Origin of the sequence: Paenibacillus pasadenensis (genome assembly GCF_023715725.1) — a bacterium.
Taxonomy (GTDB): Bacteria; Bacillota; Bacilli; order Paenibacillales; family Paenibacillaceae; genus Paenibacillus_O; species Paenibacillus_O pasadenensis_A.
Genome location: NZ_JAMBOT010000003.1, coordinates 86,808 through 107,676, shown reverse-complemented (window position 1 = coordinate 107,676; position 20,869 = coordinate 86,808). Strand labels below are relative to the sequence as shown.

The following is a 20,869-nucleotide window of genomic DNA, read 5'->3' as shown; positions in this document are numbered from 1 at the left end:
AACGGGATGAAGAGCCTCTATGACTAATCCGACCGTAATCATTAATTCTCAATGGTTAAAGTCTATCTATTCAAAATGAATCCATCATGAACAAAGATATGACCAGATTGTTGAGGTGAAAAACCATCTTGTTTCTAAAGATAGAGCGGATTAACCTCCTATAATGGATTCAATTGTACCTATTCATTCAGAAGGGATTATTATGGCGTGCAATTCTTTTCCGTGAGATTTTGTTTGGGGAACGTCTACGGAACCGTACCCAATCGAAGGGGCTTTTGATGAGGATGGACGAGGGATGTCCATCTGGGATACTTTCTCGCGCACACCTGGAAAAGTAGTGAACGGAAACACTAGCGATACTGCCTGCGACCGCTCTCACCGCTAAGAAGAGGAAATTGGCTGCTGAAGGTATCGGGCGCCGATAGATTTTATAGGCATCAACCTCTATACGGGCGGATATGCTTAGTATAATTATCCAGTGCCAGCTGCTGTTCGACCCCGGCATGCCGCTTAAAGGTTATTACGCCTGTTCGCTACTCAACAACTTTGAATGGGCGGAAGGGTATGCCAAACGTTTCGGAATTGCGTACACGAACGATGAAACACTGGAACGCTGGCCGAAAGACAGTTATTATTTTAATCAAAAGGTCATTTCGGAAAGCGGGTTTGACGTCTAAATGAATACCAAGGATTCGGCGGCGCAGCTTCCGCCGTCTCTGGACATCGGCGGCAGCGGGGCGGCAGGCTCCGCTGCCGCCCGTGTCCAGGGAACGGTAAGCGTCCATATCGTGACATATAACAGTGTGAAGGATATTGAAGGCTGCCTGGAGTGCGTCCGGGCCCAAAGTTATCCCATCGACAAAATTGTTGTCCTGGACAATGCTTCCTCCGACGGCACTCGTGAGCTCCTGCGCCGCATCGGCCAGGGGCTGACGGTCGTGGAGAGCCCGGAGAACACGGGATTCGCCGGAGGGCAAAACAGAGCTTTGGCTATGAGCGGCAGCGATTATGCGCTTGTGCTGAATCCCGATGTGCGTTTGCATCCCGATTATATAAGGCAGCTCGTTGAGCAGCTGGAGCGCCATCCTGAGGCGGGTAGCGCAACCGGCATGCTGGTGCGGCAGCCGGAGGAGGAAGTTGGCGGAGATATGGTGCCGGAACGTGGTGTTGAATCGGACCGCTCATCCGAGTCTATCCGGAGCTTGCCGCAGGCAGTCCGCGACTGGCTGGATCATTTGCCGCAGCATGCTGTCATCGACAGCACCGGGCTGCGGATGGATGTGGCGCGCCAAGCGTTCGACCGCGGCGCTAACGAGCCTGCGTCAGCCTGGCTTGCTGGCGGCGAGACGTTTGGCGTCTCCGGCGCCGCCGCGATGTACCGCCGCAGCATGATGGAGCATGTAAAGCTGCGCGGGGAGTTTTTTGACGAGACCTTTTTTGCGTATAAGGAGGATGTTGACACGGCTTGGCGCTCCCGCCTGCTCGGCTGGAAGGCGCTGTACGTGCCGGAGGCGCGAGCGCTGCATGCCCGGGGCTGGAAGGAAGGCGGACGTGCCGGAGTATCTCTGTTTGTGCGCCGGCACTCTTACGAGAACCGTATTTACACGCTGGTGAAAAACGAGAGAAGTCTGCTCAATCTTCCGGCTATTATCGCAATTGAACTATTAAAATTAGGGTATATCTTAGTAAAAGAACGGGATCTGCTTCCCAGCTGGTCTGCTATTTTTCGGCGGCTGCCGGAAATGAGGGCGAAACGGCGGGAGCTTCGTCAGAAGCCGGTTCGGTAGGGAATGGGCTCTTTTAATGAGGAAATTAATCCTAATTCCAACTATCAATCTGAAAATCCAGTCATTTCTAGAAACATTTTGACGCAAAATGCGTCTAAAAAATAGCTGGCTCTCTCCTTTTTTGGTACAATTAGTGAGAGATTGATAGACTATAACGTATTAGCGGTGATGAGAATGCTTCGAAGAAACCAGCGTTTTCTGACGCAAATGTATGTGCTGGCTGATCTAGTCGTGATGCTGGGCCTGTTTTTGGCGGCGTACTGGATCAAGTTTTACAGCGGGCTGCTGGTCCACTATAGCACGGTACCGTTCAAAACGTACCTGCTCTGGAGCACGGTTTATGCGTTTGCTGCTGTGCTGATCGGCTTTTATACGAGCTTTTACACGCCTAAGCGGCGCCAAAAGTTCTCGCGCGATGTGCTGAAGATTATCCAGGTCCAGACGTTTAGTCTGCTCCTTTTGCTCAGCCTTCTGTTTATTACGAAGGAAGTACATATTTCCCGGCAATTTATTGCGCTGTTTTTTGCGATGAACCTGTTTGGTTTGATTATTTACCGGTTTTCGGTCAAGCGCATGCTCACAATGGCGCGCAAAAGAGGTCTGAACAAGCGTTATGTGCTTGTGCTCGGAGCAGGCAGCGTTGGACGGAGCTTTCACGATAAGCTGCAGCTGTACCCGGATCTCGGCTATGACGTGTACGGATTCCTCGACGATTTCCAGAGCGAGCATGATGCCGCTATTCTTCACCAGTACAAAGGCAGGCAGCTGGCGCCGATCGTTGGCGATTTGGATGAGCTGGAAGGTATGCTGGCCGCCAATCCGACCATTGACGAGGTCATTATTGCGCTGCCGCTAGATGCACATTCCAAGTACGGCGACCTGATCAAAACCTGTGAAAAGGCCGGGGTCAAAACGCTCATTATACCGGATTATTTCGATCTTCTTCCGGCCAAGCCGTTTTTTGATAATTTTGCCGGCGTGCCGCTGATCAATATCCGCGACGTGCCGCTGGACGAGATGGGCAACCGTATCGCCAAGCGCACATTCGACATCGCTTTTTCGCTTGCGGCGCTTATTGTGCTCTCGCCGGTTATGCTGCTTATTGCGGCTGGCATCAAGCTGACCTCGCCGGGGCCGATTTTGTTCCGGCAGGAGCGGGTAGGATTGAACCGCCGCAGCTTCCATATGTTAAAGTTCCGTTCCATGCGCGTCAGCACGGAAACGGACGCCAGCCAGACCTGGACGGTGCAGAACGACCCGAGGCGTACCCGCTTCGGCACGTTCCTGCGCAGCACGAGCCTGGATGAGCTGCCGCAGTTCATTAACGTTCTGCGCGGCGAAATGAGCGTTGTCGGCCCGCGGCCGGAGCGTCCGTTTTTCGTGGACCAGTTCCGCGAGGAAATTCCGCGTTACATGGTGAAACATCATATCCGTCCCGGAATTACGGGCTGGGCTCAGACAAACGGACTGCGCGGAGACACGTCGATTGACGAGCGCATCCGCCACGATATTTTTTACATTGAGAACTGGAGCTTCTTTTTTGATATCCGAATCATATTCAAAACCGTATTGAAGGGACTTATTAATAAAAATGCATACTAATAACCAGACGGCTGCGGCAAACGAACGCTCCACTCCGGCAGTCTCTGGCTCAGAAGCAGCCGGCCCCGTGCCGGCTGCTTTTGCAGGAGACAAGGTTTCTGTCATTATACCGACGCGCAATGCCGGCTCGGAGCTTACGGAGCTGCTGGAGCGCCTTAGGACGCAAACGCTGCCGCCGCATGAAATCATTGTAATCGATACGGAATCTAGCGACGGGACGCCGGAGCGGGCCGTTCGCGGCGGCGCCCGGCTTTTTTCCATATCACGCGCGGAGTTTGATCATGGCGGGGCCCGCAACCGGGCGGCGAGGGAAGCAAGCGGCTGCATTTTAATGTTCATGACGCAGGATGCGATTCCGGACAATGCCCGGCTCATCGAAGAACTCGTTCGCTCGCTGAGCGACAGCGGCACCGGCTACGTTTATGCGCGGCAGCTGGCGCGCCGGGAGGCGGACGTGCTGGAGCGAATGTCGCGGGAATTCAATTATCCTGCGGAGTCGAGGCTTAAAAGCCGTGAGGATCTGCCGCAGCTCGGCCTAAAGACCTTTTTCTGCTCCAATGTGTGCTCTGCGATGCGCAAGGAAACCTTTCGGGCAATGGGCGGCTTTGCGGAGCCGACTTTTTTTAATGAGGATCTGTTTTTGGCCGGAAAAATGGTCTTGGAAGGGTACCAAATCGCTTATAATGCAGAAGCGAGAGTCATTCATTCTCATGCTTATACGCCCATGCAGCAGTTCAAACGGTTTTACGACAACGGCACGTCAATGGCCGAACAGAACTGGATTCTTCCTTACGCCGGCGTGGGCAAGGAAGGCTCGGGATTAGTTAAGGCGCAGCTGCGGGCGTTAATGGAAGCGGGACAATGGAGGAAGGTTCCTGGTCTGGTGGCCGAAAACGCAGCCAAGCTGATCGGCTTCAAACTTGGTATTCACCATCGGCGATTGCCTAAGCGGCTGCAGCGGGTGTTCAGCATGTACCGTCCGGGCTAGCGCAGCTGCTTTATCGCAGCTTCTGCCCTTTTCAAAGGATTTAGGAGATGCAAGGAGAAGATAAAGAGTTTGGGCGCAACAAGCGCTTTTTCCCGGTTTCTGGAGGAGGAGCAAGGATGGACGAGGAGACAAAAAGACGGCATGAGGAGCGAATCCGCAGCGAGCTGCTGCCAGGGCTGGACGTCGTCAGCGAGGAAAGCTGGAATCCGGTCCGTGTCCGTCGCGTGCCGCAGGGCTGGAAGCTGCTTGGCTGCGGCAATTACGCGGCTGTGTTCGCTTATCCCGGTGACAGCCGGCTTGCCGTCAAAGTCTATGCGCCTGGTCGTGACGGATGGGAGGCGGAGCGGCAGGTTTACCGTCTGCTTGGCGAGCATCCCGGCTTCGGCCGCTGTTATGCGTCCGGCAACGACGGCGGCAAGCGGTGGATGCTGTTGAAGCGGCTGCATGGCAAAACGCTCTACGACTGCCTGGCGGAGGGCGTCGCTATTCCGGAGCGAGTCATTGAGGACGTTGATAACGCGCTGAGCTACGCGGTATCCCGGGGATTACGGCCTCATGATGTACATGGCAAAAATGTGATGCTGCAGGATGGACGCGGCGTTGTTATTGACGTCTCTGATTTTCTCAAGCTGGAAAGCTGCACGATGTGGGATGATCTCAAGCGTGCTTATTATGCGATTTACAAGCCGTTGATGGGCAAAAAGCCGTTCCCCGTGCCGGCCTGGATGATGAACAGCATGCGATCCGGTTACCGATGGACGCGCAAAAAAGGCAGGGAGCAGGAAAACCGCGATGTGACGGGAGATGCTCCGGAAGACGGTTCAGTATCCTGAGGATTGGTGCGAAGGCGGGAACCTGTCTGGAATGTTATCCCCATAATGGTCCGTCGGGTGAGGCTTGACCTCCATGACGAGGTGTGGGATTAAATCAGCTCATCAGCTGGCCAAGCCGCCTCAGGAGCAGCAGCAGCTCGGGATGGGGATAAGCGCCGGATAACGCGTACTGCCCCTCGAAGATGAACAGAGGCACGCCGTCCATTCCGAGACGCCGTCCAAGCTCCAGCTGAGCTTCAATCTCGACTTTACCGTCGCCGTAGCTCAGCCTCTCCCGCAGCACGCGGGGCTGCCAGCCTGCAGCGGCGCTGGCTGCGGCGATAATTTCGATGTCGCCGATATTCTCTCCCTCTTCAAAATAGCGGCGGCATAACTCGTCTATAAAAGCGCCCTGATCCAGCGCTGGCGTCAGGGAAAGCGCCTGGTGTGCCAGCCGGGTTGAAGGAAGAAGGTTAATTCGTTCAAAGCGGAATTCCAATCCGATCGCCTGCCCGTCCTTCGCCACATGGCGCTGCGTGCGGCGCATAGGGGCGGTTCCGCCGGAGCGGGCCGCCATCGTTTCCCGGAACGGCAATCCCTCCGGCGGAACGTCGGGATGCAGCAAAAACGGGCTATGACGCACGACTGCCTCCTGGCCGGAAGGAGGCTGCCATTGCTGCAGGGCAAGCTCCAGATGTTTGCGACCCATTCGGCACCAAGGACAAAGCAGATCGTGATAAATTTCAATAAGCATTGAAGCAGCCTCCTTTCAGCCAATGGTAAGGGCTTGTACCCTCTAGTATGAAGGAAGCGGGCCGGAGCTTCAATGCCCGGCGCCGCTGCGGACGATTAGCCGTTCTCTTCCTCGTAGGCGGCGAGCAGCTGTTTGCCCCGCTCCAGCTCGCTGCGCAGCACGAGCACCCGGATGCTCATTTCCTCCTCGGAGGTCCGCGATTTAATCCCGTTATCCTTCAGATAGGCCTGAATCCGGTACACCTTGTCGAGTCTCGCTTTGCTTTCGCTGAGCAGCAGTGCCCAGCGCTTGCTGGAGCTTACCGCCCCATACACGATTAAGCCTGCCGCCAGCACGATAACCGCAGCCCATACATAAGTCATTACCAGCACCACCTCGGCGTTAGTTGGAGATCAATCACGGTTATTCTATTCGTAGAGGCCATCCCGACATGACAACGACTGCAAGCAACACGTTAAAAAAGGAGAGGAATTATGATTGAGATCGGGCTCGCCGGCTGGGGGGACCACGACGCTCTCTACCGCACGCGGGAAGCCGTTAAGGCCAAGCTGAGCGCATACAGCAGGTTATTCGGCACGGTTGAGGTGGACAGCACCTTTTATGCGGTTCAGCCGAAGCGGAATATGGAAAAATGGACAAGCGAAACACCGGAGCATTTCCGGTTTGTCGTAAAAGCGTACCAGGGCATGACCGGCCATACCCGTGGCGTAATTCCTTATCCGGATGAAGAAGCGATGTTCGCCGATTTTAAGCTGGCGCTTACGCCAATGCTGGAGAGCGGCAAGCTGAGCAGCGTGCTGTTCCAGTATCCGCCCTGGTTCAACTGCACGCGGGAAAATGTGCAAACGCTTCGCCAGGGGAAACGGCTGATGGAGGATATCCCTTGTGCACTGGAGTTCCGCCATCAGAGCTGGTTTACGCCGGATATGCGCGGCAGAACGCTTGATTTTATGCGCCAGGAGGGTTGGCTGCACAGCATTTGCGACGAGCCTCAAGCGGGGGAGGGCTCGGTCCCCATTGTGGAGGAAGTGACCGACGAGAGCTGGACTCTTGTCCGCATGCATGGAAGGAACGTATCCGGCTGGCATTCCTCCGGCAAGCCGAACTGGCGGGAGGTTCGTTACTTATACCGGTACAGTAGCGAGGAGCTGCAGGAGTGGGCGGAGCGGCTGCGCCGTCTTGAGGAGCGCTGCAGGCGGGTGGAGGTCATTTTCAACAACAATTCCGGCGGCGATGCGGCGGACAATGCGCGAGAGCTGATGGAGCTGCTTGGCATGCAGCCGCCGCCTATTCCGGAGGAGCCGCCGGAGCGGGACCCCGGCGTTGAGCAACTGGAGCTATTTTAACCGAGCAGCCAGCGGTGGTTTGCGGCAGTTGTTCGCGTAGCCGGAGCTTTTTCTCTTTGAGCGCTTGAGGCGGCTCCCGATTTGTTTGAGTTCATCCAGCAGTGGTAAAATAGACTAGTTCATTTGAAATTTGCGTGGAGGAGGCTATTTTATAATGACGATTCAGCTTCAAGGTTTGAAGGACACGGTAGAGCTTCATAACGGCGTGCAAATGCCGAGGTTTGGTCTCGGCGTGTGGCAGGTAACGGAAGAAGGAGTTGTCGAGCAGGCTGTTATGAGCGCGATTAAAGCAGGTTACCGCAGCATCGACACCGCAAAAATATATGGAAACGAAGACGGCGTAGGCCGGGGAATCCGCGACAGCGGCATTTCGCGCGACGAGCTGTTTATTACGACGAAGGTTTGGAATGCGGATATGGGCTACGAAAGCACGCTCCAAGCATTTCAGGCAAGCCTGGACAAGCTTGGCTTGGACAAGCTGGATCTGTATCTCATTCACTGGCCCGTTGAAGGCAAAATCAAAGACACATGGCGGGCGATGGAAAAGCTGTACAAGGACGGCCGCGTTAGCGCGATCGGCGTCTGCAACTTCCATATTCACCATCTGAAGGAGCTGATGCAGGATGCCGAAATTAAGCCGATGCTTAATCAGGTGGAATGCCATCCGCTGCTGAGCCAAGCCGAGCTGCGTGAATTTTGCCAGCAGCATGGCATTGTCGTAGAAGCTTGGAGTCCTCTCATGCAAGGAAACCTGGGTTTGCCGGAGCTGGCGGATCTCGCCAAAAAGCATGGCAAAACACCGGCTCAAATCGTTCTCCGCTGGGATCTTCAGCATGGCATCGTGACGATTCCTAAATCGACTCACGAGCATCGGATTATTGAAAACGCCGGCGTATTTGACTTTGAGCTTTCGGCAGAGGATATGGCTCTGATTGACGGCATTAACCAGAATAAACGTTTCGGTCCGGACCCGGATAACTTCGATTTTTAATTTTATAAAAAATTCGACTTAGTCGTTTGAGGTATTATCAGTGAAAACGGGTGAAAGACGCAGCGGAGCCGAAGTCCGAGCCCGAAGAAGCGTCAGCTTAACACGTCGGATTTCTCCCATACTGGGAGATATAATTCAAAGAAATCCGAGGTTAACAGCGATCGGAGGGCCGGATTTTGGCGCAGCGGCTACATTTTCACCAAGCTTTTCAGCATGAAAGCAGCCTCAAAAGAACAGACTAAGCCGATAGGGAGGGCCTATTGACAGACCCAACTGTAACTGTTATTATTACAGTACGAAACGGGGTGGCCGTCTCGCATGAACAGTGAATTTACGATTGCCGTCCACAGCTTGGTCTATCTGGCTTATGTGCCGGAGCGCAGCGCCTCCAGCGAGGCGATTGCGGAGAATGTGTGCACGAACCCGGCAAGGGTCCGCAAGGTGATGGGGTATCTCAAGCGCGGCGGATATGTTGCGACGCGTGAAGGCTCCGGCGGCGGTTACCGTTTGACGGCGGAGCCGGCGGAAGTAACGCTGAAGGACATTTACCGGCACATTGCCAGCGGCTCGCTTATGCCGAATTGGGGCTCGGGCGATCCCGATTGCGATTGTCTGGTCGGTTCCAGCATGCAGGAGGTCATGAACGACATTTTCTGCGGGGCGGAGAAACGTCTGGAGGATTATTTCGGGGGACTTACCATTGCCAGCGTGCTGGGCCGCATTCGCCACACAGACGGCTGATTGGACGGGAACACGGGATTTCAGGCAGCAGCTTGAATAATTCATATATCGAGAGGATGATTGAATCATGGCAGCAGTAGCATTGACGAAAGAAAACTTCAACGACAGCATTCAAAACGGCGTAACTTTGGTAGACTTCTGGGCGCCTTGGTGCGGACCTTGCAAAATGCAGCTCCCAATCGTGGAAGAGCTCGGCGCAGAGCTGGAAGGCACGGCAACAATTGCTAAAATCAACGTTGACGAACAGCCTGAAATTGCTTCCCAATTCGGCGTAATGAGCATCCCGACGCTGATCCTGTTCAAAGACGGACAGCCAGTGGACAAAATGGTCGGCGTGCAAAGCAAAGACGCTCTGAAAAACAAAATCCAAGGCCAGCTGTAAGCAGCTGCGACCGGCGGATTGAACGGCCAACCTGAGCGACGGCTCCAGCCGAGCCTGCGGCTTCGGTCCGCTACTTGCAAGAAACCCGCATTCTACGCCTTGGGGCGAGGATGCGGGTTTTTGTTTGCGCCAAGAGTTAAGCCTGAATCGGGCTGCGCTTCAGCAGGCGTTTAATGGAGCGGTCCGCTTCGTGAAGCGTCACTTCTTTGTCAACCGTGAGCATGACGCCTTTATCCATCAGGATGCGGCCGCCAACGATCGTTGTTTCTACATCGGCGCGTGTTGCGGAATAGACGATCCGGGAGATCGGGTCCACGTCGTAGGACGGGAACGTATGGAACTGGTTCAGGTTCAAGATCGCCAGATCCGCTTTTTTGCCAACCTCCAGACTGCCGATTTCATGCTCCATTCCGACTGCGCGCGCGCCGCCGATTGTAGCCATACGGAATACGCTGCGGGCGTTCATCGCGGTCGGGCCGTGGCGCGGCTTGTGAATAAGAGCGGCGAGGCGCATCTCATTGAACATGTCCAAATTATTGTTGCAAGGAGCGCCGTCCGCGCCAAGGCTGACGCTAATGCTTGTATCCAGCATTTCAGGCACGTCCGCAAAGCCGGAGGCAAGCTTCATGTTGGAGCCCGGACAGTGGCTGACGTGAACGCCGCGATCGCGGATGATCCGTTTCTCGTTGTCGCTCAGCCAGATGCAATGCGCCAAAATGAGACGGTCGGAGGCGAGTCCGATATGGTCCAAATATTCGATGTTGCGCATGCCGGTCATTTGCTCCACAAGCTCAATCTCGCCCTGGTTCTCCGACGCATGCGTATGGACGTTGACGTTGTGCTGCTCCGACAGACGCGCCACCTCGCGCAGCAGCTCGTCCGTACAGCTGATGACAAACCGCGGCGAAAAGGCGTAACGGATCCGGCCGTTGTCGTGACCGTGCCATTTTTCCATGAGATCAACGCTCTCCTGCAGGGAGTCGGCTGTCTCCTCCTGAAGCGGCAGCGGAATATCGCTGCCTTTGCGGTCCATCATTACCTTGCCGGACAGGGCGCGGATGCCGCTTTTGGAAATGGCCTGGAACGCCGAATCGGTATGGTGAACCGTTTCCATATCGACAATTGTCGTCGTACCGCTTTGCAGCAGCTCTCCGATGCCGAGCATCGCCGAATAGTAGAGAGATTCCTCGTCATGCGCCGCCTCCAGCGGCCAAATCCGTTTGCGCAGCCAGTCCAGCAGCTCCAGATCGTCGCCTTTGCCGCGGAACAGCGTCTGGCACAGATGGATGTGCGTCTGGATGAAACCCGGAATAACGGTGCGGCCGGTAGCGTCGATGACGCGGTCCGCTCCGGCTGCGTCCAGGTTCGGACCGATCGCCTCGATGCGGTCGTCCTTGATCAGCAGATCGCCTTGAATGATGTCCTCCAGCGCATTCATCGTTACGATCTGAGCGTTGCGGATCAGAATCGTTTGGGACATGGATTACCCACTCCTTCAGAAAATAAAAATAGCCGCGAAAAATACGCCAAGGGCCTATTTTTCGTAGCTAGAAATTTACGGTTTCCGGTAGAGACCCTGAGCCCCATTGCTCAGGATATACGAAAGGATGCGCATTTATGCGGTTGTGTCACCAGAATACTTCAGTCAAGGCAGCGCTGTCAACGTAACGGCACAGGCAGCTATGGGGTAACTTTGGTCAGCGAGACGCATCGACAAGTACCGTTAATCAATGAATCTATGACGCAGGAAGCGTCAGCCGCCGCGATGCGGGGTATAAAAGATCAACACTATTTTGTCCCGCATAGGAGGGATTCAAATGCCATTTTTGGCTGTTCTGCTCATCGTTGTAGGCTTGCTCTTTGGCATATCCGGCCTGTTCGATCTGATCGCCGGCGCGCTGAAGTTCGCCTTTTATCTGATCGCTATTCTGTTCCTTGCCGGAGGCATTATGATGATGTTCAACAAAGCCAAAAGCTGAATCGGGAAGCCGTTTATGCTCGCGCTCCGGCGTGAAGCGGGCGGCTTCTTTTTTTGTGCTGGAACGCCTATCCAGTCTCTCGACAGAGTGATAGAATAATTCGTGAGATTGATAGGGTGAGGGGAGCGGTTGAGTTGAACAAAACGTATAGGGGATGGGCGTCCAGGCTTTGCCTGGCACTCGCGGTGCTGCTTGCACTGGGGGGCGGATCAGGCGCGGCGGTGGCGGCAGCTCCGCAGGCTGCTGCAGATGAGTTCAAGCTGGTGACGCTTGGCGACTCTATTACGGCGGGTTTTGAGCCGGGAGTTGATTATTCCAAGGCGCAGCCATACGGCTACGCGGACAGATTGTACGAGCAAGGGCTGCTGCATGGACGCACGTCGCTCTCTAACTACGGAATCGTCGGACTTAAAACATCCGGCCTGAAAGTGTTCAGCGAAGCGGCAGCGGCTGGAAAAGGCGTGACAGGCGCCGAGATTCAGGAGAATCTGCCCGATCCGCGCGCGGATGTGCTGGGAGCATCGGCAGCAGCGCTGCGTGCCGAGCTAGCCGAGGCGGATGCGGTTGTTATCACGATTGGCGGCAACGATTTTTCACCGCTGCTGACGAAGGCTGCTGAGCTGACGGAAGACCAGCTGAAAGCAGAGGTTGCCGCATTGCTTACGCAATACAACACAAACGTTACGGCTTCAGTTGACGCGCTGCTGAGCGTGAACCCGGCGCTGCGCATCATAATCGCTGATCAATACCAGCCCGTTCCGGTGCTGGGCGGCAAGGACCTTTATAACAAGCTGAATCTGGCGACAGCGGCATTTACAGCGAACCTCGATACGCTTGCTGCTTCCTATGCAGCCAAAGGCTCCTCGGTTGAGGCGGCGCATGTGGCTAAGGAGTTTGTAGGCCGCGAAGGCATGCTGACGTATATGGTTTCCAAACGGGATTTCCACCCGAACCAGAGCGGGTATGCGGTAATTGCAGCTGTGTTTGGCAAAGTGCTGTGGGGAGCGTACACTGAGCTCGCAGCTCCTGCGGCCGGCGCTCCGATGAACATTTACGTCGGCGGCAAGCTGTTGAACACCCCGTATAAACCGGTGCTCAAAAATGACGTCAATTATGTCGCGATTCAGGACATCGTGAATGCGGTTGGAGCGAAGACGGTTTGGGACAGCAAAACATCGACGGCGAACATCAAGTACGGAACCCGTACGGTCGGTGTCCGCATCGGATCTCCAACGGTAACGGTAGACGGTATCGCCGTGCCGGTCAGCTCGCCTGCCTACATGCAAAAGATTGGCAAGGAAGGCAAAACTTACGTGCCTCTCGCCACGGTTGCCGAAGGCCTGGGCTTCTCCGTCGAATATAAAGGCAAGCTGAAATCGGTCTTTATTAATCCGTAGTCTTAACGCGGTTCCAGCCCGCTTCTGCGCTTCTTCTCCAAGATGCGCGGAAGCGGGCTATTTGTATTTCGATATTTAGCGAAAGTCCTGAGCGGATTAGGACTTGTTTCCTATTGATTTGAAGCCATAGCCCTCTACAGCCTTTAATTTTGTCCCACTATACTAAAATTTATGGAAAGTTTTAGTAACTAATAGGAAAGCAGGGATGGGCAGTATGGGCAAGGGGAAGAGGGACGGGCTGCTGTGCGCGGCTGATCCAAAAGGGAGCTTCCAAACGGTCATGTCCGTTTGGCTAATTATATGCATGTTGGCGGCACTGTTATCGGGAACGCCGTCAACAGCTGCGGCACTAGCTGCTCCGGTTGCTCCGGCCGCCTCGAATGGCGGGGCAGAGGTTCCGGCCTGGGCGGCCTCAGACGTGGAGGAGCTGAGCAAGGCAGGGATTTTAAAAGGAGATAAAAATGGGGAGCTGTTCCTTTCGAGGCCGGTAACCCGCGCCGAATGGACGGCTTGGCTCGTCCGTTTGGCGGAGGTGGAGGAAGGTTCGGCTGTGGACCAGGGAAGCCCTGCCTCCAAAGCGAATTTCTCCGATCTCGGCGACAAATGGTACAGCCGAGAAATCGGGCAAGCGGCGGATGCCGGTCTGGCCTCCGGCTATCCGGACGGCACATTCCGCCCGGACGCCTCGCTCAGCCGCCAGGAGGCGGCGGTTATGCTTGACCGGCTGCTCGGCCCGGAACGGGTGGAGCCTGCGCTTTTCCGGGATGAGCATCGGCTTGCGGGCTGGGCGGCAGCCTCTGTAAAAGCGGCAGCGGCAGCCGGGCTGATGCTTGGTTATCCCGGAGGTTATTTTGACGGGGAGAAAAAAATGCTGCGCTCCGAAGCCGCAGCTCTGCTTAATCGTGCGCGGAGCTATGCCAAGCCGCTGCCGGTTCGGGTAGAAGCGAAGGACGAGCAGGGGCGTCCGGCGGCCAAAACGGCGGTATATGCGCAGCGGCCGGGAGAGCGGAGACCGGTTGCTTTTGCCGTTACTGGCGCGGGCGGCATGGCGGAGCTGCGTCTGCCTGTGGGCGATTATGAACTTGTATCGGCAGCGGGAGCAAAGATTTCCCGTCATTCCGTATCGGTACGGCGGTTTAACCCGGATAAGCGGAAGGCTGCCATTTCTCCAAGAGAAGCGGCTGCAATCAAAGGGCGCGTGGAATATGCCGACGGCCGACCGGCTAAAGGGCTGCTGCTGGCGTTTACGGATGAGACGAGCTGGTATGCATTGACGGATCAGGACGGGAATTGGACAGCGTACGCGGAGGCGGGGCGCTTGTATAACGTCCGGATTATGGAACACAAGGAGATTCGTGCAGCCGCCGGAGGAGGACTGCCAGGCTTGTACGACCAAGCCGGCCTCTGGCCTTCTGTTCTGGCTGAACTCGACCGCAGCGCAGAACAGCCGCAAAGCTGCGGCGGCTGCCGCATTGCCGATGGAAAGAGCAAAGTTAAATCGGCTCAAGCCGGAACGTCTACATCCGCCGAAGTCATTCGGCTCGATTGGAACGAATCTGCGCCGGAGCCTACCGGCAGCGCTCCTTCCGCTGGGCCGGGAGGTCCCGAGATTCCCGGCGGAGGCGGACCGCAGCTTCCAACGCCGACTCCAAGCACGTCTCCCGCTCCGACACTGTCGCCAACGCCGGGAGCGACAGGCACTCCGGCGCCAACGCCGGGCGGAACGCCGACGCCTACCATCACGCCGACGGGAGGGCCAACCGGAACGCCAACTGCGACACCGACGGGGGGGCCAACCGCTACGCCAACGTTAGCGCCGACGGTGGAGCCAACCTCGACACCGACGCCAACCGTCAGCCCTGGCTCCATTGCGCCGGAGCTGTCCAAAGGGAGCATGCCTTCGTTTGCGGAATCAACCGAGTTCCTGTATAGCGGGGACTCGCCTGTGCAGACCGGCGTAGAGCCGGGAACGGTTCGGCCGGAGCATGCTGCTGTCATTCGGGGCAAGGCGCTGGACGAATCCGGCAAGCCGCTTTCCGGGGTCAGCGTCAGCGTGGCGGGAGAGCCGCAGTACGGGCGCTCCGAGACTCGTGCGGATGGCTGGGCGGACCTGGCTGTGAATGGCGGCACTTCGTTGACAATTGAGTATGTAAAGGAAGGGTTCATGCCGCTGCAGCGGCGGATCGAGCCCGTGTCCGGCGAATTTTCTCTGCTGCCGGACGTTGTGCTTAAGCCGTATGACAGCAAGGCGACCCGCATCAAGCTGGGCGCAGACAGCGGGATCCAGACGGCGCAAGGCAGCGAAGTGAGCGATGCGGACGGCATCCGTTCGGCCGCTCTGCTTGTGCCGGCCGGGACGGAAGCCGAAATGATTATGGAAGACGGCACTCGCAAAAAAATGGACGAAATGAATTTCAGAGCGACGGAATATACGTCTGGCGAAAATGGCCTGGCCGCCATGCCGGGCGAGTTGCCTTCTTATGTTGGTTATACGTATGCCGTTGAGCTTTCGGCTGACGAGGCGGTCAAAGCGGGAGCCGTCGAAGTGCGCTTTAACCAGCCGTTGTATCTTTACGTAGACAACTTCCTGAAATTCCCTACGGGCGGAGTTGTGCCGATCGGATATTACGACCGCGAGCAGGCGGCATGGATTCCTTCCGACAACGGCAAAGTTATTGCCGTTCTGGACGAGCAAGCCGGCGCGGCAGTGCTTGATACGGACGGGGACGGTCTGGCGGACTCAGCCGAGGCGCTAGCGAGGCTGAACATTACGGAGGGCGAGCTGCGCAAGCTGGCCGGCCTGTACGAACCGGGCGACAGCTTGTGGCGCTCGCCTGTGGAACATTTTACGCCGTGGGACTGCAACTGGCCTTATGGACCGCCGCAAGATGCAATTAATCCGCCGACTGCGGGGCCGAATCAAGAACGACCGAAGCAGGATGATCCGTGCCTCCAGTCAGGCTCTATCATTGGCTGCCAGGATCAGAGCCTCGGCCAGGAGATTCCTTTGCCGGGGATCGGGCTGAGCTTGCACTACACGAGCAAACGGACAGAGGGCTACAGCGACGCCAGAACGCTGGAAATTCCGCTGACGCCAGCCAATTTGCCGCAATCGATGCGCAGCGTTAACCTTACGGTCGAAATTGCCGGGCAGCAGCTTGTCTGGACGTACAAGCCGGAGCCGAATTTGCGGCATGTCTTCCAATGGGACGGGAAGGATGCTTACGGGCGGGAGGTCGGCGGCCGCACGAGTTATAAGGTGACGATCACCTACGAATACGGGGCGCAATATTACGGTTCCTCCACTGCGTTCACGCGCAGCTTCGGGCAGTTGAGCGGAGAACCCGGTGTGAAGATTGGCGCCGTGCGCGAACTGGCTCAGGTGACAACCTCCCGTAGCTGGACAGGGGTGGTGACCGCAGCGAAAAACCCTTATCAGGACGCGGGAATAGCGGGATGGAGCTTGACTCCGCAACATTTGAAAGACAATGTGTCGCAGGACGTGTTTCTGGGGGATGGCAGCAAGCTGGAAGGAAGCTCCGGCGATTATAAGATCGAGCTGGCGCACCGCGTCATCGGGTTCCCGAGGCAAATGTCGATGGCGGTAGCCACTGGTCCGGACGGCAGCGAATACATCGTAGCTCGCATTAGCGAGGTTAGTTCATCGCGCACGGCCATTTTGAAGCGGAAGCCGGGCGGTGATCTGCGGGAAATCAGCGGTTTGCCGGACGAGTTCGCCAGTGCCCAACGTCCGCCAAGCGGTGAAACGATCCGATATTTGCGGGTCGGTTCCGATGGAGCCTTGTATCTTGGCTCAAACGATATTTGGACGGTCGGGGCGCGAATATGGAAAAAGGCGCCGGACAGCGAAGTATGGGAACCGATTATAGGATCGGGAAAATTCATGAATTGGGGCTTCCCCGACCTGGAGGATGGAGAGGACCCGCTGAAGGGTTCGCTTGGCTCTCTCGACGGCATGGAAATTGGAAGCGACGGAACGGTGTACTTCCTGTCCAACACCATTCTGTACAAAGTCGGGCATGACGGCAAGATAGCCCGGCTTGGCGCGAGGACGTTCGATTACGGAGTGGACAACGGCGACTTGACCAAGCCCAATCTGGGAGGAGTGACAGCACTCGCCATGGGCGAGGACGATTATTTGTACGTCATGGATAGTACATCAGAGGGCAGCCGTATCCGCCAGGTCACTCCTGACGGCAAAATTCGGCTCGTTGCCCAATCCAGCGCCAGCGGTTCGCCCGTTGCGCACGGCATGTCGTTACCGGACAAGCCGAAGTTCAATACGACGACGCTGTTTGCCGACGGGCTTGGCAATTTATATTTTATAGAAATAGGAAAACAGGAAACGGAGCTGTATCGCCTGACTCCCGGGGGCGTCTTCCTGAACATTGGAAGAGAGTATTCGGCTAAATACGTTATGCAGGAGAACAGTCTGGAAGCGGTATCCCACGAAGGCATGCTTTATCTGGAGTATGGCGGCGACCTGTCTATGACACTCGATTCTCAATTGTTGAATCGGCTGGTGCCGGATATGCTGCCAATCCGCGACGACAGCGAATCTGTCGATCCAAGCGGCGAATGGATTTATCGCTTCGATCCGGCAAGCGGCAGACATCTGGAAACTGTTCACGCCCTGACCGGGGTAAAGGTGCATGCCTTCCGCTATGACGACAACGGCCGGTTAACGGAAATAGCAGACCGTTACGGCAGCAAAGTATCCATTGAGCGGGACGCGGACGGCAATCCGACCGCAATTGTGGCGCCGGACGGACAAGGGGCTGTTCTGAAGGTGGACAGCGCTGGGGAGCTGGAGTCGGTCGCGTTGCCCGGCGGGGCGAAGTATGAGATGTCGTATGGAGCCAGCGGGCTGCTGTCCCGGTTTGCCGGACCCGGCGGTTACGACAGCCATTATGAGTATAGCGAAGAGGGCTGGCTGACCGCCGCCGTTAACGCCAAGGGAGAGCGCCAAACGCTGACGCGCGAACCGGTGAAGGGTGGCTACCGGGTCGTTCACGTGAAGCCGGACGACAAAGAGTACATGTATGCGGTAACCCGTCAGGATAATGGTTCCATCACCCGCGAAAACACCGATCCGAACGGGGCCAAGAGCGTATCGGTAACGCGGCTGGATGGCAGCCAAACGACCGTTTATCCCGACGGAACGCAGACAGTCAAGCAGTTTGGCCCCGATCCGAGGTTCGGCATGGACGCTCCGCTGTTGGCCCGGTACGAGTACCGTACGCCAAGTGGGCGGACCAGTGTGTTTGAGGAGAAGCGGGAAGTAAAGTATGCCGATCCCGACAATCCGATGTCGCTGCTGGAATTTGTTTCTGTTCAAACGGTGAACGGCTCCGCGACAACGTTCCGGTATGACCCTGCCAAGCGCGAATATTCGGAGACGTCGGAAGCGGCCGGAACGACGCTCACCAAGGTGGATGAATTCGGACGCACCATTGAAATCAGCGAGGAAGGGCTTGCGCCAGCGTTGTTTGCCTACGATGAGCGCGGACGTCTTTCTGCGGTAAGCCGAGGAAACCAGCAGTTGAGCTATGTTTATCTGGAAGAGGACAAGCTGGTGGAAGTGACAGATGCGGAAGGCCGCACGAAGAAATATAGTTACGATGACGCAGGCCGTTTTGTGTCGGTGCTTCAGGACGAGGGCAACCGGTATGAAAAGGCGTTCGACGAGTCTGGCAGGCTCACGGGCATCACAATGCCGGATAGCAGCGCGTATGAGCTGAGCTATGACGGAGCGGGAAGGGTTGCCGGTTTTGCGCCTGAAGGTGGCGAAGCGCTGAAACGCAGCTACTCCCCAGCCGGAGAACTGGAGTCCATCGAGCTGCCCGGCGGCAGAGGAATAATGCTGGATTATGACGTCGGCGGGCGTGTGCTGTCCATGACGGATGAAGCGATCACCCGCATGTTTAAGTATGCCGATTCCACGGACCGGGCGAGCGAGGCTGTCAGCAGCAGCGGCGACCTGAAACAAAAGCTCCGGTTCTTCTACGATGGGGCGTCGATCACCAGAATGGAGCTGTCCGGGGAAGTCAATGGAAGCTTCCAATACGGATACGAGAATTCCTCGCGGCTGTCGTCGATTCTTTTGACCATTCCAGAGCAGCAGGGCATAGGGGGAGATGGTTCAGACGAGGCTCCGGTGACGGCGAGTCCAACTCCTGACGTCAGCCCGGGTCCGAGTCCGGATGTCAGTCCGGGTCCGAGTCCGGATGTCAGCCCGGGTCCGAGTCCGGATGTCAGTCCGGGTCCGAGTCCCGATGTGAGCCCGGGTCCGAGTCCGGATGTCAGCCCGGGTCCGAGTCCGGATGTCAGCCCGGGTCCGAGTCCGGATGTCAGTCCGGGTCCAAGTCCGGATGTGAGCCCGGGTCCGAGTCCGGATGTGAGCCCGGGTCCGAGTCCGGATGTCAGCCCGGGTCCGAGTCCGGATGTCAGCCCGGGTCCGAGTCCGGATGTCAGTCCGGGACCAAGTCCCGATGTCAGCCCGGAACCAAGTCCCGGCACCAGTCCGGAACCAAGTCCCGGTGCTACTCCTGCTCCGGGGCTGGTGTATGAGCTTCCGCTCGGTTGGACCGGAGATGGAATGTTAGCCGGATTCGGCGGGTTCGCTCTGGAACGGGACGGAGCCGGGGGCCGCGTCAACTCGTTGCAAGACGGGGCTCTGGATGTGGATGTAGTCTATGACGAAAGCGGGCGCCACCAGGAAGCGGTATACCGGGTCGGCTCAGCCGAGGTGTTCCGCCTGGGTTACAGCTACGACGCCAGAGGGCTGCTTGCAAGTGTGACCGGGACCGCCCCTGAGGGTGTGACAGAACGACGGTACCGTTATGACGGAAACGGCCAGCTGATTGAAGCGGAGACGCGGCTGCCGGACGGAACCGTGCGCAAGGAGGAATACGGGTATGACGAGAATCGCAACCGGACATCCCGCATCCTGAACGGAGCCGCACAAGCTGCGTCACTCTACGGGGCGCAGGACCGGCTGCTGTCGGCGGGCGGAGATTCGTATGAATTCGACGCTGCAGGATATTTGACGGCCCGGGGCGAGGATCGATTTACTTACGGTTCGCACGGTGAGTTGATGCAAGCAACGGCGGACGGGCAAAATATCCGCTACGCCTATGACGCGCTTGGACGCAGAGTATCGCGCGAGGACGAAACGGGCAAAACGCGGTACCTGTACGGTAATCCGCTGTTTCCACTGCTGCCGACTGCCGTTGTGGAGCCCGGCGGCGCTGTTGCCATTTATTTATATGATGAGAACGGGTTGCTTATCGCAATCGATAAAGGCGAAGAACGATTCTATGTGGTGACCGATGGAGTCGGGACGCCGCAGCGTGTCATCGACGGCAGTGGCGCAGCGGTGAAAAAGCTGTCCTACGACAGCTACGGAGTCAAGCTGGACGACAGCAACCCCGACTTCGCGCTGGCGATTGGCTTCGCCGGCGGCCTGGAGGACGAGGGAACAAAGCTTGTTCGATTCGGCTTGCGCGATTACGATCCTCAATCGGGCAGATGGACTGCGCGCGACCCGATCCTTTACGACAGCGGACAAGCGAACCTTTACGCGTATGTTAACAACAATCCGGTGCAGCTGCGTGATCCATGCGGCATGTTCTGTGTCGGAGGAAGCGCTTATGCCGGCGTGGGAGGCGGAGCGCAAATATGCTTGAGCTCCGAGGGCATGTCGGTATGCGGCGAGCTTGGAGTTGGCGCAGGAGGCGGACTGGAGCTGAATCTGAATCCGGCTCAGGACTTGGCCGATACCGGATTATCTCTGGAAGCCAGCGCAGGAGTGTCGATAGGTCCGGTCGGCATAAAGGCCGGATACCAGATTACCCGGAAGAACGATTGCATTTCGCATGGCGAGATCGGCGGCGCCGATCTCGGTCCGCTGACTATAGATTTTACCAATCCAGCCAACACGGGACTTCGAGCGCCCAATTTGGCTGACTACTTGGACCCATCCGTCGGCGCCCAGGCCAAGCTGGCTGGCAAAGCTTGCGGAAAATGGCTTTGGTAGGCGAATAAACAGCAAAAATCCGGCCTCGTCT

At 56.8% G+C, this 20,869-nt stretch carries 15 protein-coding genes, 1 pseudogene and 1 riboswitch; of the genes and pseudogenes, 13 read left to right on the top strand and 3 right to left on the bottom strand.

The window, feature by feature from the left end; translation table 11 throughout:
- Positions 1-226 precede the first annotated feature (226 nt).
- The 6 genes and pseudogenes from M3223_RS09705 to M3223_RS09680 all read left to right on the top strand — a co-directional run.
- A pseudogene (locus M3223_RS09705) lies at positions 227-382 on the top strand (family 1 glycosylhydrolase); the annotation flags it as partial.
- Between the two features lie 76 nt (positions 383-458).
- Complete coding sequence (locus M3223_RS09700) at positions 459-677, top strand: family 1 glycosylhydrolase (protein ID WP_251561104.1); 219 nt, start codon at positions 459-461, stop codon at positions 675-677.
- Positions 678-1,787 (top strand): glycosyltransferase family 2 protein, encoded by a 1,110-nt coding sequence (locus tag M3223_RS09695; RefSeq protein ID WP_251561103.1) that lies wholly within the window; start codon positions 678-680, stop codon positions 1,785-1,787.
- A 174-nt stretch (positions 1,788-1,961) separates the two neighbouring features.
- Positions 1,962-3,389: an undecaprenyl-phosphate glucose phosphotransferase gene (locus tag M3223_RS09690; RefSeq protein WP_251561102.1), complete on the top strand. Its 1,428-nt coding sequence runs from the start codon at positions 1,962-1,964 to the stop codon at positions 3,387-3,389.
- Positions 3,379-4,377 (top strand): glycosyltransferase family 2 protein, encoded by a 999-nt coding sequence (locus M3223_RS09685; protein ID WP_251561101.1) that lies wholly within the window; start codon positions 3,379-3,381, stop codon positions 4,375-4,377. Before M3223_RS09690 ends, M3223_RS09685 begins: the two co-directional genes overlap by 11 nt.
- A gap of 116 nt (positions 4,378-4,493) precedes the next feature.
- Positions 4,494-5,210, top strand: a complete 717-nt coding sequence (locus M3223_RS09680; RefSeq protein WP_251561100.1) for a serine/threonine protein kinase — start codon at positions 4,494-4,496, stop codon at positions 5,208-5,210.
- A gap of 94 nt (positions 5,211-5,304) precedes the next feature.
- On the opposite strand, the gene M3223_RS09675 is transcribed toward M3223_RS09680, so the two are convergent.
- Complete coding sequence (locus M3223_RS09675; protein ID WP_251561099.1) at positions 5,305-5,943, bottom strand: DsbA family oxidoreductase; 639 nt, start codon at positions 5,941-5,943, stop codon at positions 5,305-5,307.
- Positions 5,944-6,038: 95 nt separating this feature from the next.
- Positions 6,039-6,305, bottom strand: coding sequence for a hypothetical protein (locus M3223_RS09670; protein ID WP_251561098.1), 267 nt, complete (start codon positions 6,303-6,305; stop codon positions 6,039-6,041).
- A gap of 111 nt (positions 6,306-6,416) precedes the next feature.
- Between M3223_RS09670 and M3223_RS09665 the strand changes: the two genes are divergently transcribed.
- The 4 genes from M3223_RS09665 to trxA all read left to right on the top strand — a co-directional run bounded on the left by M3223_RS09665 (position 6,417) and on the right by trxA (position 9,403).
- Positions 6,417-7,289 (top strand): DUF72 domain-containing protein, encoded by an 873-nt coding sequence (locus tag M3223_RS09665; protein WP_251561097.1) that lies wholly within the window; start codon positions 6,417-6,419, stop codon positions 7,287-7,289.
- Between the two features lie 154 nt (positions 7,290-7,443).
- Positions 7,444-8,280, top strand: a complete 837-nt coding sequence (locus tag M3223_RS09660; protein ID WP_251561096.1) for an aldo/keto reductase — start codon at positions 7,444-7,446, stop codon at positions 8,278-8,280.
- A 318-nt stretch (positions 8,281-8,598) separates the two neighbouring features.
- On the top strand, positions 8,599-9,021 hold the full coding sequence (locus M3223_RS09655) for an RrF2 family transcriptional regulator (RefSeq protein WP_251561095.1): 423 nt from the start codon (positions 8,599-8,601) through the stop codon (positions 9,019-9,021).
- A 67-nt stretch (positions 9,022-9,088) separates the two neighbouring features.
- Positions 9,089-9,403 (top strand): thioredoxin, encoded by a 315-nt coding sequence (gene trxA / locus M3223_RS09650; RefSeq protein WP_251561094.1) that lies wholly within the window; start codon positions 9,089-9,091, stop codon positions 9,401-9,403.
- Positions 9,404-9,539: 136 nt separating this feature from the next.
- On the opposite strand, the gene M3223_RS09645 is transcribed toward trxA, so the two are convergent.
- Positions 9,540-10,883: a 5'-deoxyadenosine deaminase gene (locus tag M3223_RS09645; protein ID WP_285891213.1), complete on the bottom strand. Its 1,344-nt coding sequence runs from the start codon at positions 10,881-10,883 to the stop codon at positions 9,540-9,542.
- Between the two features lie 44 nt (positions 10,884-10,927).
- Positions 10,928-11,026, bottom strand: a riboswitch (purine riboswitch).
- A gap of 194 nt (positions 11,027-11,220) precedes the next feature.
- Here M3223_RS09645 and M3223_RS09640 point away from each other — a divergent pair.
- The 3 genes from M3223_RS09640 (at position 11,221) to M3223_RS09630 (ending at position 20,838) form a co-directional block, all read left to right on the top strand.
- Positions 11,221-11,382 (top strand): hypothetical protein, encoded by a 162-nt coding sequence (locus tag M3223_RS09640; protein ID WP_251561093.1) that lies wholly within the window; start codon positions 11,221-11,223, stop codon positions 11,380-11,382.
- A gap of 134 nt (positions 11,383-11,516) precedes the next feature.
- The gene (locus M3223_RS09635) at positions 11,517-12,779 is read left to right on the top strand and encodes a stalk domain-containing protein (RefSeq protein WP_251561092.1); all 1,263 of its coding nucleotides are present in this window, start codon (positions 11,517-11,519) and stop codon (positions 12,777-12,779) included.
- Positions 12,780-12,993: 214 nt separating this feature from the next.
- Complete coding sequence (locus M3223_RS09630; protein WP_251561091.1) at positions 12,994-20,838, top strand: S-layer homology domain-containing protein; 7,845 nt, start codon at positions 12,994-12,996, stop codon at positions 20,836-20,838.
- The last annotated feature ends 31 nt before the right edge of the window (positions 20,839-20,869 follow it).

Excerpts from the sequence above, each read along its gene's own strand:
- M3223_RS09690 (WP_251561102.1), top strand. The coding sequence starts at position 1,962 with ATGCTTCGAAGAAACCAGCGTTTTCTGACGCAAATGTATGTGCTGGCT.
- trxA (WP_251561094.1), top strand. The coding sequence starts at position 9,089 with ATGGCAGCAGTAGCATTGACGAAAGAAAACTTCAACGACAGCATTCAA.
- M3223_RS09675 (WP_251561099.1), bottom strand. The coding sequence starts at position 5,943 with ATGCTTATTGAAATTTATCACGATCTGCTTTGTCCTTGGTGCCGAATG.
- M3223_RS09645 (WP_285891213.1), bottom strand. The coding sequence starts at position 10,883 with ATGTCCCAAACGATTCTGATCCGCAACGCTCAGATCGTAACGATGAAT.
- M3223_RS09640 (WP_251561093.1), top strand. The coding sequence starts at position 11,221 with ATGCCATTTTTGGCTGTTCTGCTCATCGTTGTAGGCTTGCTCTTTGGC.
- M3223_RS09665 (WP_251561097.1), top strand. The coding sequence starts at position 6,417 with ATGATTGAGATCGGGCTCGCCGGCTGGGGGGACCACGACGCTCTCTAC.
- M3223_RS09685 (WP_251561101.1), top strand. The coding sequence starts at position 3,379 with ATGCATACTAATAACCAGACGGCTGCGGCAAACGAACGCTCCACTCCG.
- M3223_RS09655 (WP_251561095.1), top strand. The coding sequence starts at position 8,599 with ATGAACAGTGAATTTACGATTGCCGTCCACAGCTTGGTCTATCTGGCT.
- M3223_RS09695 (WP_251561103.1), top strand. The coding sequence starts at position 678 with ATGAATACCAAGGATTCGGCGGCGCAGCTTCCGCCGTCTCTGGACATC.
- M3223_RS09670 (WP_251561098.1), bottom strand. The coding sequence starts at position 6,305 with ATGACTTATGTATGGGCTGCGGTTATCGTGCTGGCGGCAGGCTTAATC.
- M3223_RS09660 (WP_251561096.1), top strand. The coding sequence starts at position 7,444 with ATGACGATTCAGCTTCAAGGTTTGAAGGACACGGTAGAGCTTCATAAC.
- M3223_RS09630 (WP_251561091.1), top strand. The coding sequence starts at position 12,994 with ATGGGCAAGGGGAAGAGGGACGGGCTGCTGTGCGCGGCTGATCCAAAA.
- M3223_RS09700 (WP_251561104.1), top strand. The coding sequence starts at position 459 with ATGCTTAGTATAATTATCCAGTGCCAGCTGCTGTTCGACCCCGGCATG.
- M3223_RS09680 (WP_251561100.1), top strand. The coding sequence starts at position 4,494 with ATGGACGAGGAGACAAAAAGACGGCATGAGGAGCGAATCCGCAGCGAG.